General features: G+C 67.2%; 11 protein-coding genes. 2 read left to right on the top strand and 9 right to left on the bottom strand.

Features of this window, described 5'->3' with window-relative positions; genetic code table 11:
- Positions 1 to 248: 248 nt before the first annotated feature.
- From lysS to UB43_RS08300, 9 genes are all read right to left on the bottom strand, one after another.
- Positions 249 to 1,754, bottom strand: a complete 1,506-nt coding sequence (gene lysS / locus UB43_RS08340) for a lysine--tRNA ligase (RefSeq protein WP_045209958.1) — start codon at positions 1,752 to 1,754, stop codon at positions 249 to 251.
- 98 nt (positions 1,755 to 1,852) lie between these two features.
- Positions 1,853 to 2,948, bottom strand: a protein-coding gene (prfB, locus tag UB43_RS08335; RefSeq protein ID WP_138212621.1) for a peptide chain release factor 2 whose coding sequence is annotated in 2 segments (ribosomal slippage) — positions 1,853 to 2,875 and positions 2,877 to 2,948 — 1,095 coding nt in all. Because the reading frame shifts where the segments join, the coding sequence is not laid out codon by codon here.
- A 119-nt stretch (positions 2,949 to 3,067) separates the two neighbouring features.
- Positions 3,068 to 4,078: a PleD family two-component system response regulator gene (locus UB43_RS08330; RefSeq protein WP_045209956.1), complete on the bottom strand. Its 1,011-nt coding sequence runs from the start codon at positions 4,076 to 4,078 to the stop codon at positions 3,068 to 3,070.
- 23 nt (positions 4,079 to 4,101) lie between these two features.
- Positions 4,102 to 5,109, bottom strand: a complete 1,008-nt coding sequence (locus UB43_RS08325; protein WP_045209955.1) for a chemotaxis response regulator protein-glutamate methylesterase — start codon at positions 5,107 to 5,109, stop codon at positions 4,102 to 4,104.
- The gene (locus tag UB43_RS08320; RefSeq protein WP_045209954.1) at positions 5,106 to 7,385 is read right to left on the bottom strand and encodes a hybrid sensor histidine kinase/response regulator; all 2,280 of its coding nucleotides are present in this window, start codon (positions 7,383 to 7,385) and stop codon (positions 5,106 to 5,108) included. Before UB43_RS08320 ends, UB43_RS08325 begins: the two co-directional genes overlap by 4 nt.
- Positions 7,382 to 8,083, bottom strand: coding sequence for a chemotaxis protein CheW (locus UB43_RS08315; protein WP_045209953.1), 702 nt, complete (start codon positions 8,081 to 8,083; stop codon positions 7,382 to 7,384). The genes UB43_RS08320 and UB43_RS08315 overlap by 4 nt, the downstream gene beginning before the upstream one ends.
- Positions 8,076 to 9,311: a protein-glutamate O-methyltransferase CheR gene (locus tag UB43_RS08310; RefSeq protein WP_045209952.1), complete on the bottom strand. Its 1,236-nt coding sequence runs from the start codon at positions 9,309 to 9,311 to the stop codon at positions 8,076 to 8,078. Before UB43_RS08310 ends, UB43_RS08315 begins: the two co-directional genes overlap by 8 nt.
- Entirely contained in the window at positions 9,308 to 9,820 is a 513-nt protein-coding gene (locus UB43_RS08305) for a chemotaxis protein CheW (RefSeq protein ID WP_045209951.1), read from the bottom strand. The genes UB43_RS08310 and UB43_RS08305 overlap by 4 nt, the downstream gene beginning before the upstream one ends.
- Entirely contained in the window at positions 9,795 to 11,414 is a 1,620-nt protein-coding gene (locus tag UB43_RS08300; RefSeq protein WP_045209949.1) for a methyl-accepting chemotaxis protein, read from the bottom strand. The genes UB43_RS08305 and UB43_RS08300 overlap by 26 nt, the downstream gene beginning before the upstream one ends.
- A 203-nt stretch (positions 11,415 to 11,617) precedes the next feature.
- Between UB43_RS08300 and UB43_RS08295 the strand changes: the two genes are divergently transcribed.
- Together UB43_RS08295 and UB43_RS08290 are read left to right on the top strand one after the other, a co-directional pair.
- Positions 11,618 to 12,055, top strand: coding sequence for a YqaA family protein (locus tag UB43_RS08295; RefSeq protein WP_045209948.1), 438 nt, complete (start codon positions 11,618 to 11,620; stop codon positions 12,053 to 12,055).
- Between the two features lie 155 nt (positions 12,056 to 12,210).
- Complete coding sequence (locus UB43_RS08290) at positions 12,211 to 13,833, top strand: methyl-accepting chemotaxis protein (RefSeq protein ID WP_045209947.1); 1,623 nt, start codon at positions 12,211 to 12,213, stop codon at positions 13,831 to 13,833.
- Positions 13,834 to 13,875 lie beyond the last annotated feature (42 nt).

Genomic DNA, 13,875 nt, shown 5'->3' with positions numbered 1-13,875 from the left:
GAGCAGGCGGCTGGGAATCAGGCCTGGGAGTGAGACGTGCCACCGAGTGGCCGAGCCACGGCAAGCGGGTGCATTTCGTCGGATGGTATACCGCCAGATTCCGATGTCTGTGTAGGAGCGAGCTTGCTCGCGAACCGCTCCGCTCAGATGTTTCCGGGGAAACCGTTCGCGAGCAAGCTCGCTCCTACGAAGAGCTACGGAAACGAAAAAGGCCGCCCGAGGGCGGCCTTCTTCTCCTGTTCCTGCGCTTACGCCTGCGGGCGCATGTGCGGGAAGAGGATGACGTCGCGGATCGACGGCGAGTTGGTCAGCAGCATCACCAGGCGGTCGATGCCGATGCCTTCACCGGCGGTGGGCGGCATGCCGTATTCCAGCGCGTTGACGAAGTCGGCGTCGTAGTGCATCGCCTCGTCGTCACCGGCGTCCTTCTCCTTGACCTGCAGCATGAAGCGCTCGGCCTGGTCTTCGGCGTCGTTGAGCTCGGAGTAGGCGTTGGCGATCTCGCGGCCACCGATGAACAGCTCGAAGCGGTCGGTGACGCTCGGATCGTTGTCGTTGCGGCGGGCCAGCGGGGACACTTCGAACGGGTACTGGGTGATGAAGTGCGGCTGCTCCAGCTTGTGCTCGACCAGCTCTTCGAAAATCATCACCTGCAGCTTGCCCAGGCCTTCGTGGCCGAGGACCTTGGCGCCGGCCTTCTTGGCGATGGCGCGGGCCTTCTCGAGGTCGGTCAGGTCGGCCGCGGTGAGTTCCGGGTTGTACTTGAGGATGGCGTCGAACACGGACAGGCGGGCGAACGGCTCGCCGAAGTGGAAGACCTTGTCGCCGTAGGGCACGTCGGTGCTGCCGAGCACGGCCTGGGCCAGCTCGCGGAACAGCTCTTCGGTCAGGTCCATGTTGTCTTCGTAGTCGGCGTAGGCCTGGTAGAACTCGAGCATGGTGAACTCGGGGTTGTGCCGGGTCGAGACGCCTTCGTTACGGAAGTTGCGGTTGATCTCGAAGACCTTCTCGAAGCCACCGACCACCAGGCGCTTGAGGTACAGCTCCGGGGCGATACGCAGGAACATGGCCATGTCCAGCGCGTTGTGGTGGGTTTCGAAGGGCTTGGCCGCCGCGCCGCCGGGGATGGTCTGCAGCATCGGGGTTTCCACTTCGAGGAAGCCGCGATCGGACAGGAAGCGACGGATGTGGGCGATGACCTGGGAACGCACGCGGAACGTGTGGCGGGTTTCCTCGTTGACGATCAGGTCCACGTAGCGCTGGCGGTAGCGCTGCTCGGTGTCGGTGAGGCCGTGGTGCTTGTCCGGCAGCGGGCGCAGCGACTTGGTCAGCAGGCGCACGCTGGTCATCTCGACGTACAGGTCGCCCTTGCCGGAACGGGCCAGGGTGCCTTCGGCGCCGATGATGTCGCCCAGGTCCCAGGTCTTGATCTCGGCCAGGGTCTCTTCGGGCAGCGTCTTGCGGTTCACGTAGGCCTGCAGGCGGCCGCTGCTGTCCTGCAGGACGATGAAGGAGCCGCGGTTGAGCATGATGCGACCGGCAACCTTGACCGGGATGGCGGCTGCTTCCAGCTCTTCCTTGGTCGCGGTTTCGTACTGTTTCTGCAGGTCCGCGAAGTAGTTCTCGCGGCGGAAGTCATTGGGGAAGGCGATGGCCTTGGCCTCACGCACGGCGGCAAGCTTTTCCTTGCGCTGGGCGATCAGCTTGTTTTCTTCCTGTTGCAGTTCGGTAGCGTCGAGTTGTTGGTCGCTCATGGTCGTCTATCTGCCTGGCGTCTAGATCAAATGGGTTACTTGTGCAGGAGCGGCTGGCTGGTTCGCGAGCAAGCTCGCTCCTACAGTAGAGCTCTGCGTCAGAGCCCTTGCTTGAGGCTGGCCTCGAGGTACTCGTTGAGATCGCCGTCGAGCACCTTGTCGCAATCACTGCGTTCCACGCCGGTCCGCAGGTCCTTGATGCGCGACTGGTCGAGCACGTAGGAGCGGATCTGGTGACCCCAGCCGATGTCGGACTTGGTGTCTTCCAGTGCCTGCGAGGCGGCGGTGCGCTTCTGCATCTCCTGCTCGTACAACCGGGCCCGCAGCATCTTCATGGCGGTGTCCTTGTTGGCGTGCTGGGAGCGTTCGTTCTGGCACGCCACCACGGTGTTGGTCGGCACGTGGGTGATACGCACCGCGGAGTCGGTGGTGTTCACGTGCTGACCGCCGGCGCCGGAGGAGCGGTAGGTGTCGATGCGCAGGTCGGCCGGGTTGATCTCGATCTCGATGTTGTCGTCGATTTCCGGCGACACGAACACCGCGGTGAACGAGGTGTGGCGACGGTTGCCGGAGTCGAACGGGCTCTTGCGCACCAGGCGGTGCACGCCGATCTCGGTGCGCAGCCAACCAAAGGCGTACTCGCCCTTGATGTGCACGGTGGCGCCCTTGATGCCGGCGACTTCGCCTTCGGACAGCTCGACGATCTCGGCGCTGAAGCCGTTCTTGTCCGCCCAGCGCAGGTACATGCGCAGCAGCATGTTGGCCCAGTCCTGGGCTTCGGTGCCGCCGGAGCCGGCCTGGATGTCCAGGTAGGCGTTGTTGGGGTCCATCTCGCCGCTGAACATGCGGCGGAACTCGAGCTTCTCGAGGATTTCGCGCAGGCGCTGGACTTCGGCTTCAACGTCGCCGACGGCACCTTCGTCGTTCTCCTCGACCGCCATGTCGAGCAGGTCGCGGGAGTCGGCCAGACCGCCGGTGAGCTCGTCGAGGGTCTCGACGATCTGCGCCAGCATGGCGCGCTCGCGGCCCAGGTTCTGGGCGTATTCGGGCTTGTTCCAGACCGCCGGGTCTTCCAGCTCGCGGTTAACTTCGATCAGACGATCATGTTTCAGATCGTAGTCAAAGATACCCCCGAATCGAATGGGTACGGTCGGAGAGGTCCTTGATGCTGTTGAGGATCGGTTGGATTTCCATGGCGGGCATCTCTCACGGGTAAAGGGCGTAGAAAAGCCGGCAAGTATACGTGAATTTTCGCCGCCTTTTCAGGCTTTACGACAAAGCACGCCCACCGTTTCCGCGCCCTCCCCGCCCACTCAGCCGGCGATGGCCACCTGGTTGCGCCCGCCGTGCTTGGCGTTGTAGAGCGCCTGGTCGGCCAGTTCGATGAGCTGGCGGCAGGCCTGCCCGGCCTGGGGAATCAGGGTCGCCACGCCGATGCTGATGGTCAGCGACGCTCCCGGCGTGGGCAGCTCGTGGCGGATGTTCAGGTCCTGCACCAGGCGCCGCAGCTTCTCCGCCAGCAGGCGCGCGCCGCCGGGCGAGGTGTTGGGCAGGACCATGACGAACTCCTCGCCGCCATAGCGCGCCGGCAGGTCCGAGGGGCGGCTGGCGCTGGCGCGGATCGCCCCGGCCACCTGGCGCAGCGCCTCGTCGCCCTGCACGTGGCCGAAGGTATCGTTGTAGGCCTTGAAGTGATCCACGTCGATCAGCAGGATCGACAGCTGGGTCTGCTCGCGCAGGGCGCGGCGCCACTCCATTTCCAGGTATTCGTCGAAGTGCCGGCGGTTGGACAGCCCGGTAAGGCCGTCGGAATTCATCAGCCGCTGCAGCACCAGGTTGGTTTCCAGCAACTGCTGCTGGCTCTCGCGCAGGGCTCGGTAGGCCTCGTCGCGCTGCTGCAGGGCGAGGTAGGAGCGCGAGTGGTAGCGCACCCGCGCGATCAGCTCGATGGCGTCGGGCAACTTGACCAGGTAATCGTTGGCGCCGGCGCTGAACGCCGCGCTCTTCACCGCCGGGTCTTCCTTGGTCGACAGGACGATGATCGGCAGGTCGCGGGTCGCCGGGTTGGCGCGGTAGTCGCGCACCAGCGAGAGGCCGTCGGCGCCGGGCATCACCAGGTCCTGGAGGATCACCGTGGGCTTGATCTGGATCGCCAGGGCGATGGCCTGGTGCGGATCGGAGCAGAAGTGGAAGTCGATGCTGGGGTCGTCCGCCAGCGCGCGGCGCACGGCTTCACCGATCATTGGCTGGTCGTCCACCAGCAGCACCATCACTGCGGTATCGCCTGGGGTGTTCACGGGGTAGTCACTCGTCAAAGGGTTCATGCAATCTGCTCCGTAGGCTGCGCTCAGGCGCAGACCTCAGCGAGTCGTCGGGCGATGTCGCCCAGTGCGCGAATCTCCACCGCGGCGCCGATGGCCGCGGCGGCCTTGGGCATGCCGTACACGGCACTGCTTTCCTGATCCTGAGCCAGGGTCAGGTAACCTCGTTCGCGCATGTGTTTGAGGCCCTCGGCGCCGTCCCGGCCCATGCCGGTGAGCAGCACGCCAACGGCATCGCCGACCCAGTACTCGACCACGCTGTCGAAGAACACGTCGATGGAAGGCCGGTAAATGTGGCTGCTGGGCTCGGCGGTATAGGCCAGCTCGCCGCCCTTGAGCAGGCGGATGTGGTGGTTGGTGCCGGCCAGCAGCACGCAGCCCGGCTGCGGCGGCTCGCCGTTGCGCGCCAGGCGCACGGGAATCCTGGATTGGGTCGAGAGCCATTCGGCCATGCCGGCGGCGAAGACTTCGTCGACGTGCTGGACGACCACGATGGCGGCGGGGAAGTCCGCCGGCAGGCGGGCGAACAGATCGGCCAGCGCCGCCGGGCCGCCGGCCGAGGAGCCGATGGCAACCAGCTTGCGCGCGCCGCTGCCCTTGCGCGCCGGCACTGCGCTGATGGCTGGCCGGCTGTCCCGCGGGGCATTGAGCCAGGCCAGGTTCTGCAGTTTGCGCAGCAGCGGGCGGGCCGCTTCGGCGGGGTCGCCGGCGCCCATCACCGGTGTATTCACCGCGTCCACCGCGCCATTGCCCATGGCGTCGAACACGCGGCTCATGTTGCGCTCCAGGTCCACCGTGACGACGATGATCGCGCAGGGGCTCTGGGCCATGATCCGGCGCGTCGCCTCGACGCCATCCATCACCGGCATCAGCAGGTCCATGAGGATCACGTCGGGCTTGTGCGCCGCGCACATCTCCAGCGCTTCGGCGCCATTGGCGGCGACCCAGACGATGCGGTGCGCCGGCTCAAAGGCCAGCGCCCGACGCATCGCCTCCACCGCCAGGGGCATGTCGTTGACTATCCCTATCTTCACCCGTGGGCTCCTCCGATCAGGTCGACCACCGCATCCAGCAGGGCCTCGTCATGGAAGCTGGCCTTGGCCAGATAATAGTCGGCGCCGGCATCGAGCCCGCGCCGCCGGTCTTCTTCGCGATCCTTGTAGGACACCACCATCACCGGCAGCGACTGCAGGCGGGTGTCGCGGCGGATCAGGGTGACCAGTTCGATGCCGTCCATGCGCGGCATGTCGATATCGGTGATGACCAGGTCGAAATGCTCCGAGCGCAGCGCATTCCAGCCGTCCATGCCATCCACCGCCACGGCGACGTCGTAGCCGCGCCCGAGCAGCAGCTTGCGCTCCAGCTCGCGCACGGTGAGCGAGTCGTCCACCACCAGCACGCGCTTGCGCGCCGGACCGGAGAGGCGGCCGGTGGGGTCGATGCGTTCCAGGCGGCCGGTGGCCAGGAGCTTCTCCACCGAGCGCAGCATGTCCTCGACGTCGAGGATCAGCACCGGCGTGCCGTCGTCCAGCAGCGCGCCGGCGGAGACGTCCTGCACCTTGCCCAGCCGGGCATCCAGCGGCACCACCACCAGGGTGCGCTCGCCGATGAATTTCTCCACCGCCACGCCGTAGGCGCTTTCCCGATCGCGGATCACCACCACCGGAATCTCGTCCGGCGTGGCTTCGCCGTCGGGCCGCTGCAACAGCTGGCTGGCGGACACCAGGCCGACATGCCGGCCCTCGTGCCAGAACTGCTGGCGGCCTTCCAGTTGGACGATCTCGTCCGGCGCCAGGCGGCGCATGCGCTCGATGTGCGCCAGCGGGAAGGCGTAGGCCTCACCGCCGATGCTGACGACCAGGCTGCGCACCACGGACAGCGTCAGCGGCACTTCCAGGTGGAAACGCGCACCCTGCCCGCTGACCTGTTCCATGCGGATGCCGCCGCGCAGCTGGCGCACCATGTGCTGCACGGCGTCCAGGCCAACACCACGGCCGGACACCTCGGTGACCTGCTCGCGCATGCTGAAGCCGGGCAGGAACAGGAAGCTCAGCAGCTCCTCCTCGGTGAGGCGCGCCACGGTTTCCTCGGTGGACAGCTGGCGGCGCACGATGGCCGAGCGCAGGCGGTCGAGATCGACGCCGCCGCCGTCATCCTGCAGCTCCAGCACCAGCATGCCGGCGTGATGGCGGGCCAGCAGCTGGATCCTCCCCTCCTCCGGCTTGCCGTTACGGGCGCGCACTTCGGCGGATTCGATACCGTGGTCGACGGCGTTGCGCAGCAGGTGGGTGAGCGGTGCTTCGAGCTTCTCCAGCACGTCGCGGTCGACCTGGGTGGTGGCGCCCTGGATGTCCAGGCGCACGGTCTTGCCCAGCGAGCGGCCGAGGTCGCGGACCATCCGCGCCTGCCCGGAGAGCACGTCGGAGAACGGCCGCATTCGGCAGGACAGCGCGGTGTCGTAGAGCGACTGGGCGCGCTGGCCGGCCTTGAAACTGAATTCGTCCAGCTCGGCGATCTGCTCGCTGAGCAGTTGCTGGCACTCACCGACCAGTCGCCGCGCGTCGGCCAGATAGGCCTGCGCCTCGGCGTCGAGGTTGGCCGTGCTGGCGGCATCGCGGGCGCCGTCGAGGACACGGCTGGCGCTGGCCTGGATGCGCTTGAGGCGCTGCAGCGAATCGAGCAGCGGCTTCAGGCGCTGGGACTCCACCAGCGACTTGCTGGAGTAGTCGAGCAGCTGGTTCAGACGCTCGGCGGTCACCCGCAGCACGCGCTCGCCCGCTTCATCGCTGTCGCTGGAACGACGACGCTGTGGCCGCTCAGCGGGAACGGCGGGAGCCGGCGCGGGCGCTTCTCCAGCTACCGGAGCGGGTTCAGTGGGCGCTGGAGCAGGCGGAGCCGGCTGCGCCGGGGTCTTTCCGGACACCAGCGCCTGCAGGCGCTCGACCATGGCCGGCACGCCCTGCTGGGCCTGTTCGGCGCGCTCGGGCTGGGCGTCGGCGATGTGCAGGAGGATATCGGTGCCGGCCAGCAGCGCGTCGATATGCCCGGAGGTCAGCAGCAGGCGGCCCTCCTGGGCGCCGACCAGGCAGTCCTCCATCACGTGGGCGACCTGCACGCCGGCATCGAGGCCGACGATGCGCGCGGCGCCCTTGAGCGAGTGCGCGGCGCGCATGCAGGCTTCGAGCTGATCGGCCTGGGTCGGGTTGCGCTCCAGCGCCATCAGCCCGTGCACCAGCACCTGCGTCTGGGCTTCCGCCTCCAGGCGGAACAGCTCCAGCATCGACGCGTCCTTCATCTGGTCCGGGGTCATGCAAGGCTCCGGGTGGCGGCGTCGAGCAGGGCTTCCTGGTCGAGCAGGCGAATGCTGCGTTGGCGCCACTGCATCACCCCACGGGTGAACCGATCGTTGGCGGCGTGGCTCTGGGACAAGGCTTCGACAATGGCGTGCTCGTCCAGCTCATGGATGCCGTCGACTTCGTCCACCGGCGAGATGATCGGCCCGCCGACCGCCGCGAGGATCAGCATGCGCGGCACGATGCGGGCCTCATCACGGGCGGCCGCGCGGCTATCGAGGCCGAGCAGTTCGCCCAGGGAAATGCACGCCACCAGCGTGCCGCGCACGTTGGCCACGCCCAGCAGCGCAGGCGAGCGCTGGTGCGGCAGGGAATGCACCACGCAGGCCGGAGCGACCTCGGCCAGGGCGCGGGTGGGCAAGCCCAGCCATTCCTCGCCCAGGCGGAAGATCAGGTGCGGGCGGCCTTCCTCGACTGCCGCTTCGGCGGCTTCGACAGGAGCCAGTTCCGCGTCCTCGCTGCCCAGCGCGTAGCGGTCCAGCAAGCTGATGGCAGCGGCGGCGTGCACCGGGCAATTGCGGCAATGGATGTACTCGGCCAGCTTCGGGCAGCTGCGGTCGCCGCGCACGCCGATGCGGTTCCAGCAATCGTCCACCGTCGGCAGGTCACTGTCGAAGACGGAGCTGCCGATGGATGAAGAGTTGCGTTCAACCATTGCGCTTCACTCCTCGCGCGGCGCGCTCCTGCAAACGGCGGGCGCCGGCTGCATCCCCCTGGGCCGCAAGCAGCGCGGCCAGGTGTTGCAGGCTTTCCTGGTGATCGGGTTTCAGATACAGGGCCTTGCGGTAGTACGCCTGGGCTTCGCTGCCCTGCCCCTGGGCGTCGGCCAGCAGGCCGAGCCAGTAGAAGGCTTCAGCGTTCGGCCCCTGACTGGCCAACAGCGCCTCGCAGCGCTGGCGCGCCGAATCGGCCTGGCCGGAATTGGCCAGCCGGGCGATCTCCGCCAGCGCGTCATCGGCGGGCGCGGCCAGCGTTTGCTCAGGCCTGGCTATCAGCCGCGGGCGTGCCGGCGCGGGCTTGGGCGGAGCCGGGCGGGGAATCGGCGGGGGCGCCGTCCAGTTCAACGGCGCCGCGCGAGGCGCCGGCTCGGCATCCTGCAATGGGAAGGCGAAGGACTGCGGCACACCCAGCGGACGCAGGCCGATACGCGACATCAGGCTGGCCTCGGCCGGGCCGATGAACAGCACACCGTCGGGCCGCGCCAGCCGGCGCAGCACGTCCACCACCTGCTCCTGGGTCGGGCGGTCGAAATAGATCAGCAGGTTACGGCAGAACACGTAGTCATAGGGCGCTTCGCCGGCCAGCAGGCCCGCTGCGAGCAGGTTGCCGACACGGAAGCGGACCTTGCGCCGCACCGCCTCGGCCAGTTGGTAGTCGTTGCCGTCGGCGCTGAAATAACGGTCGCGGAATGCCAGGTCAGAGCCACGGAATGAGTTGCGCCCGTAGCGCCCCTCCTCCGCCCGCTCCAGCACCGCGCGACTGACGTCCAGCGCTTCGACCTGGAAGGCGGCCGGCGCGAGTCCCGCGTCCAGCAGGGCCATGACGATGGAGTACGGTTCCTCGCCGGTGGAGCACGGCAGGCTGAGGATACGCAGCGGCCGGGTGCCGGCCAGTTCCAGCACGCGACGGGAGGCGAGGTCCCCCAGCGCGCCGAAGGATTCGGGGTAACGGAAGAACCAGGTTTCCGGGACTATCACCGCCTCGATCAGCGCCTGCACTTCCTCGGCGGAGCCTTGCAGCAGCATCCAATAATGCTCGGCGTTGCCGCCGCTGACCTTGTTGCAGCGCTGGCGCACGGCGCGCTCGATCACGGCGTCGCCGACCGACTCGGCATCCAGGCCGATGCGTTCCTTGAGCAACTGGGCGAAGCGCGGATCGGTCATGCCGGCGCGCCCCCTGAATCGCAGAGCAGGCGCGCGCGAGCTTCGTCGCTGAGCAGTTGATCGACGCCCACCCGCTGCAGCAGGCCTTGCTCATCCTCCAGCACGGGGCCGAGGTAGCGGGCGTTGCCGTTGTCCAGCGGGTAGTCGCGGAACGCCCCGGGATCGCGGCGCAGGGTGTGGGTGGCCTGTTCGAGGATCAGCCCGAGCCGCTGCTCCGGGCCCTCGTCTGCGGCGCGGTAACGCACCAGCACCAGGCGCGTGCTGGTACGGCGCGGCGCGCTGTGCCCGAAGGCCAGCTGGCTCATGTCCAGCACCGGCAGCAGCTCGCCACGGTGAGGGAACAGCCCGGCAACCCAGGCCGGCGCTTCCGGCACACGCTTGAGCGCCGGCACGGGCAGCACCTCGATGACGTCGTGGACGTCCAGCGCATAGCGGTCCGCACCCAGGCGGAACTGCAGGTACAGCCTGCCCGCCGCGGCGGTGTCAGACCTTGAAGCGGGAGACGCCATTGCGCAGTCCGTTGGCCACGAGGTTCAGCTCGTCGATGGCGAAGCTGGCCTGGCGCAGGGATTCCACCGTCTGCCCGGTGGCCTCGCCGAGCTGCACCAGCGCCTGGTTGATCTGCTCGGCGCCGGTGGCCTGGGCCTGCATGCCTTCGTTGACCATCTGCACGCGCGGCGCCAGCGCCTGCACTTGCTGGATGATCTGCGAGAGCTGCTCGCCGACCTGGCCGACTTCGGAAATGCCGCGCCGCACTTCCTCGGAGAACTTGTCCATGCCCATCACGCCGGCGGACACGGCGGACTGGATCTCGCGGACCATCTGCTCGATGTCGTAGGTGGCCACGGCAGTCTGGTCGGCCAGGCGGCGCACCTCGGTGGCGACCACGGCGAAGCCGCGGCCGTACTCGCCGGCCTTCTCTGCCTCGATGGCGGCGTTGAGCGACAACAGGTTGGTCTGGTCGGCCACCTTGACGATGGTGGTGACCACCTGGTTGATGTTGCCGGCGCGCTCGTTGAGGATCGCCAGCTTGGCGTTGACCAGCTCGGCGGCGCCCATCACGTGGTGCATGGTCTCTTCCATGCGCGCCAGGCCGAGCTGGCCGGAGCCGGCCAGGGTGGAAGTCTGCTCGGCGGCCGAGGACACCTCGGTCATGGTGCGCACCAGGTCGCGGGAGGTAGCGGCGATTTCCCGCGAGGTGGCGCCGATCTCGGTGGTGGTGGCGGCGGTTTCGGTGGCGGTGGCCTGTTGCTGCTTGGAGGTGGCGGCGATCTCGGTCACCGAGGTGGTCACCTGGATGGCCGAGCGCTGCGCCTGCGATACCAGGCCCTTGAGCTCCTCGGCCATGCCGTTGAAGCCGGTCTCGATCACCGCGAATTCGTCGTTGCGCTCCATGGCCAGGCGCGTGGTGAAGTCACCGCTGCCCATCACTTGCAGGCCTTTTACTACCTGGCGCACCGGTTCGGTGATGGCGCGCATCAGCAGCAGCCCGCACACCGCTGCGGCGGCGATGGCCAGCAGCAGCGAGATGAGCATGATCGCCTTGGCGGTGGCGACCTCATCGACGATGGTCGACGCTGCCGCATCGGCAATTTCCTTGTTCAGGGTGATGAGCTGGGTGAGCGTCTTGCGACCGTCTTCCCACAGCGGCTCCAGGCGATCCAGCAGCAGCTTGCGTGCCCCTTCCCTGTCGGTGGAAGACAGCTGCAGCACCTGGGCAAGCAGGGCATCGTACTGGCTGACCTGCTGCTTGAAGTGGCCGAGCATCTCCTTGTCGCGCGGATCGCTTACCGTGCGCTCGTACTGGCCGATGCGCTCCAGCAGGGTGTCGTGGTTGGCGCTGAACTCCTGGCGATGCTTCTCGTCCAGCGTCTGGCCATCGGAGAGGCCGACCAGCACCTGGGTCATCAGGATGCTGTCGGTCCAGGTCGAACGCACCTGGGTCAGGGCATAGGTGCCAGGCATGGCATCTTCATTGACCCGTTTGGTGCTGGCCTCGACGCGCAGCAGGCGGGTGTAGGAAATCACCACCATCAACAGCATGATCGCGATGACGACGGCAAAGCTGGCCAGGATGCGTTGGCGTAGAGTCCAGTTCTTCACAGCGTTCCCCAGAAGATGTGTGGCATGCCGACGGACATTTCATTCGGGCGCAGCATCGCGCGAATGTAAATTCCTACCAAGTCCTCAGCAAGATAGGACATATAGTATCTGGAGACGCCCGAAGCTCGTCTCTTTATTCCAAATTTTTAGTACGACGGTTCCTGTCATTCTGACCGCCCACTGTTGCCTTTCCCCCTCAGCCGATGTTCAGCCTAGCCCTCGCCGCCCACGCCGGTCTCTTCCTCTCCGCCTTCGTCGCCGCCACCCTGCTGCCGCTGCAATCGGAGGCCGTGCTGGTCGGCCTGCTGCTGGGCGGTCAGTACCCCCTGTGGTCGCTGCTGCTGGCGGCGAGCCTGGGCAACGTGCTCGGTTCCCTGGTGAACTGGTTGCTAGGGCGTGGAATAGAGCGCTGGCACGGCAGCCGCTGGTTTCCGGTGAGCGATGCGGCGCTGGCAAAAGCCCAGCGCCACTACCGGCGCTTCGGCAGTTGGTCGTTGCTGCTGAGCTGGGCGCCGGTGATTGGCGACCCGCTGACGCTGATCGCCGGCGTCATGCGCGAACCCTTGTGGCGCTTCCTGCTGCTGGTCACCGTCGCCAAGGTCGGGCGCTACGCCGTGCTGGCCTGGATCACGCTCGTCTGAATGATCCCCTCCCCAAAGCGGACAGGTTTTTCGTCTGCTAGTCCTGTTTTGCCACTGCTGCGAAAAAATGGCGCCCAGTAATATCACTGCGCCATCACCGTGCATGGCAGGGCCACAGGCCCCAACACAATGGATGAAGAAAAGGGAAATTCACGATGTTCAGAAGCATGACAATTGGCCGCCGCGCGTCCCTGGGTTTCGCCGTCATGGGCCTGCTCCTGGTGTTCCTTGGGCTGTTCTCGCTGTACAAGCTCTCGACCCTGCGCGGCGCTTCCGAAGAAATCGACAGCAACTGGCTGCTGAGCATCAACCAGATGAACCAGCTGTCGGGCGACATCGCCCGCATCCGCCTGGAATCCATGCGCCTGCTGGTCAACCACGACAGCGCCGCCCGCGAGCGCAGCCTGGGCCTGATCGCCGAGGCGCGGCAGGACAAGGACAAGGTGCTCGCCGACTACCGCCGACTGATCCTCAGCGCCGAGGAGCAACAGCGCACCGATGAGCTGCGCCAGGCGCTGGACGGCTACCTCGGGTACGTCGACCAGTTGCTGGAGAAGATCCGCCAGGATGACAACGAAGGCGCGCTGCACATCCTCAACGGCAACATCGCCCAGCAGGGCGCGGAGCTGAACAAGCGCCTGACCGCCCTGATCGACCTCAACCGCAACGGTGCCGCCGCTGCCGCCGACCGCGCAGTGGAGCAATACCAGGGTGGCCGGCTGGTGGTCGGCACGGTGCTGTTGCTGAGCGTCGGCCTGACCCTGCTGCTCGCCTGGCAACTCACCCGCAGCATCGTCGTGCCACTCAACCAGGCGGTGCGCGTGGCCCGGACCATCGCCAGTGGCGACCTCAGCCAGCGCTTCACGGTCGAGGGTCGTGACGAGCCGGCGCAGTTGCTCAATGCCCTGGCGGACATGCAGAACAGCCTGCGCGAGACCATTCGCGGCATCGGCAACTCGGCCAGCCAGCTGGCTTCCGCCGCCGAGGAGATGCATAGCGTGATGGAGGAAAGCAGCCGCGCGCTGCAGCAGCAGAGCGACCAGATCGAAATGGCCGCCACCGCCGTCAACCAGATGACCAGCGCAGTGGAAGAAGTGGCCAGCAACGCGGCGTCCACTTCCGCCGCCTCCCGCGAGGCCATCGACGCCGCCCGCAGCGGCAGCGAGCGGGTGGACGAAACCTCCAACGCCATCGGCACCCTGGCCGGCGAAGTAGGCCAGGCGTCGCAGCAGGCAGAAGCGCTGGCGAACCAGGCGCAGGACATCGGCAAGGTGCTGGAGGTGATCCGCAGCGTCGCCGAGCAGACCAACCTGCTGGCGCTCAACGCGGCCATCGAAGCCGCTCGCGCCGGCGAGGCCGGCCGCGGCTTCGCAGTGGTCGCCGACGAGGTGCGCTCGCTGGCCCAACGCACCCAGAGCTCGACCCGCGAGATCGAGGAGCTGGTGTCGGCCATCCAGAACGGCAGCGATCGCACCGTCGCCGCCCTGCTCAGCAGCACCGCCCACGCCGAGCGCACCGTCAGCCGCACCGGCGAGGCAGGCGCCTCGTTGCAGGTGATCCTGGAGCGCATGTCGCTGATCAACGAGCGCAACCTGGTGATCGCCAGCGCCACCGAGGAACAGGCCCAGGTCGCCCGCGAGGTGGACCGCAACCTGCTGAACATCCGCGACCTGGCAACCCAGACCTCGGCCGGCGCCACCCAGACCAGCGCGGCGAGCCAGGAACTGTCGCGCCTGGCCGTGGACCTGAACGGGATGGTGGCGCGCTTCGTGGTCTGAAGACCGGCAGTCCCTCTCCCGTTTCGCCAACTGGGTAGCGAA

The sequence above is a fragment of the Pseudomonas sp. 21 genome (assembly GCF_000955805.1).
Lineage (GTDB): Bacteria > Pseudomonadota > Gammaproteobacteria > Pseudomonadales > Pseudomonadaceae > Pseudomonas.
This window is presented reverse-complemented; position numbering and strand designations above follow the sequence as displayed.

Bases quoted from the DNA above. Each gene is read 5' to 3' on its own strand.
- UB43_RS08310 (WP_045209952.1), bottom strand. From the start codon at position 9,311: ATGACCGATCCGCGCTTCGCCCAGTTGCTCAAGGAACGCATCGGCCTG.
- UB43_RS08305 (WP_045209951.1), bottom strand. From the start codon at position 9,820: ATGGCGTCTCCCGCTTCAAGGTCTGACACCGCCGCGGCGGGCAGGCTG.
- UB43_RS08320 (WP_045209954.1), bottom strand. From the start codon at position 7,385: ATGACCCCGGACCAGATGAAGGACGCGTCGATGCTGGAGCTGTTCCGC.
- UB43_RS08315 (WP_045209953.1), bottom strand. From the start codon at position 8,083: ATGGTTGAACGCAACTCTTCATCCATCGGCAGCTCCGTCTTCGACAGT.
- UB43_RS08290 (WP_045209947.1), top strand. From the start codon at position 12,211: ATGTTCAGAAGCATGACAATTGGCCGCCGCGCGTCCCTGGGTTTCGCC.
- lysS (WP_045209958.1), bottom strand. From the start codon at position 1,754: ATGAGCGACCAACAACTCGACGCTACCGAACTGCAACAGGAAGAAAAC.
- UB43_RS08295 (WP_045209948.1), top strand. From the start codon at position 11,618: ATGTTCAGCCTAGCCCTCGCCGCCCACGCCGGTCTCTTCCTCTCCGCC.
- UB43_RS08330 (WP_045209956.1), bottom strand. From the start codon at position 4,078: ATGAACCCTTTGACGAGTGACTACCCCGTGAACACCCCAGGCGATACC.